This window comes from Actinoplanes sp. NPDC051851 (assembly GCF_040681165.1).
GTDB lineage: Bacteria > Actinomycetota > Actinomycetes > Mycobacteriales > Micromonosporaceae > Actinoplanes.
Map to the genome: position 1 here is coordinate 1 of NZ_JBFAYF010000164.1, position 1,663 is coordinate 1,663.

The 1,663-nt window shown below is 67.2% G+C and carries 2 protein-coding genes; both read left to right on the plus strand.

Translation table 11 applies throughout. From position 1 onward, the window contains the following. Positions 1-127: 127 nt before the first annotated feature. The gene (locus AB0M08_RS47455; protein WP_364508946.1) at positions 128-1,417 is read left to right on the plus strand and encodes an IS256 family transposase; all 1,290 of its coding nucleotides are present in this window, start codon (positions 128-130) and stop codon (positions 1,415-1,417) included. An 11-nt stretch (positions 1,418-1,428) separates the two neighbouring features. Beyond that, positions 1,429-1,605, plus strand: coding sequence for a hypothetical protein (locus tag AB0M08_RS47460; protein ID WP_364508944.1), 177 nt, complete (start codon positions 1,429-1,431; stop codon positions 1,603-1,605). Positions 1,606-1,663: the final 58 nt, after the last annotated feature.

The following is a 1,663-nucleotide window of genomic DNA, read 5'->3' on the forward strand; positions in this document are numbered from 1 at the left end:
TCTGTGTAATTGATCGGCTTCCATGTCGAGGAGTACACAAGTGACCATGACTAGTGATCAGATGGCCGGACCGTTGGGTGCGGCGGTGGCTGGTCCGGGCGGGTCTGCCCGGGAGACGGTGAACGGCATGATCGAGGCCGGCCTGCTCGATGACCTGATGGACCGGGTCGACGAGGGCGGGCTGATGCTGACCGGTGAGGGCGGCCTGCTGCCGGAGTTGGTCAAGGCGGTGCTGGAGCGTGGGCTGGCGGCGGAGCTGACCGGGCATCTGGGTTACGAGAAGCACGACCCGGCCGGGCGGGGCAGCCCGAACTCGCGCAACGGGCACAGCCCGAAGACCCTGGCCACCGAGGTCGGGGAGGTGGCCCTGGCGGTGCCGCGGGACCGGGCCGGGACGTTCGAGCCGCGGCTGGTGCCCAAGGGATCGCGGCGGGCCGGCGGGCTGGACGACATGATCATCTCGCTGTATGCGGGCGGGATGACGGTCCGCGACATCGGCTACCACCTGCAGCGCACGCTCGGGACCGAGTTGTCGCATGACACCATCTCGAAGATCACCGATGCGGTGCTGGACGAGGTGAAGGCCTGGCAGACCCGGCCGCTGGAAGAGATCTACCCGATCATCTACCTCGATGCCCTCGTGGTGAAGGTCCGTGACGGGCACGCCGTCAAGAACCGGGCCGCGCACATCGCCGTCGGTGTCGACCTGGACGGGGTCAAACACGTCCTCGGGATCTGGGTCCAGGCCACCGAGGGCGCGAAGTTCTGGGCCGGGGTCTGCGCCGAGCTGCGCAACCGTGGCGTGCGGGACACGCTGATCGTGTGCTGTGACGGGCTGACCGGGTTCCCGGAGGCGATCGAGGCGACCTGGCCGCAGGCCACGGTCCAGACCTGCACGGTGCACCTGATCCGGGCCGCGATGCGGTTCGTGTCGTACACCGACCGCAAGAAGGTCGCCGCCGCCCTCAAGCCGATCTACACGGCGCCGACGGTGGAGGCGGCCGAGACCGAACTGCTCGCCTTCGCCGAGTCCGACCTGGGGAAACGGTATCCGGCCGCGGTCGCGACCTGGGAGAACGCGTGGGAGAGGTTCATCCCGTTCCTGGCGTTCCCACCCGCCCTGCGCAAGATCATCTACACGACCAACAGCATCGAGAGCCTGAACTTCCAGCTCCGCAAAGTGATCAAGAACCGCGGGCACTTCCCGAACGACGACGCCGCGATCAAGCTGCTCTGGCTGGCCATCCGCGACATCGAGGACAAACGCGCCCGAGCTCGCGCCAAGGAACAGGGCGCACCCCGCGGCCAGCGCAAGGCCGCCGGACGGCTCGTCGAAGGCGCCACCGTGCACGGCTGGAAAGCCGCCCTCGGCGCCCTCGCCCTGGCCTACCCCGACCGGCTCGCGCCCTACCTGTGAGGACCCAGGAAATGACCGACTGGACGAACCACCACCCGCCGCACGACCACCCCGACTTCGACGCCTACCTCGACAGCCTCACCGACGACGACATCGCCGCCATCAACCACACCATCCCGCAGAGCACCGACGTCGAGGACCGGCTGCACGATCTCGAGAAGCACCCAAACGCCGAACCCAACACCTGATAACGATCTCCACCATCAATGAATCCAGATCAACTTACACAGACAACTTGACAAGCTC

Excerpts from the sequence above, each read along its gene's own strand:
- AB0M08_RS47455 (WP_364508946.1), top strand. The coding sequence starts at position 128 with ATGATCGAGGCCGGCCTGCTCGATGACCTGATGGACCGGGTCGACGAG.
- AB0M08_RS47460 (WP_364508944.1), top strand. The coding sequence starts at position 1,429 with ATGACCGACTGGACGAACCACCACCCGCCGCACGACCACCCCGACTTC.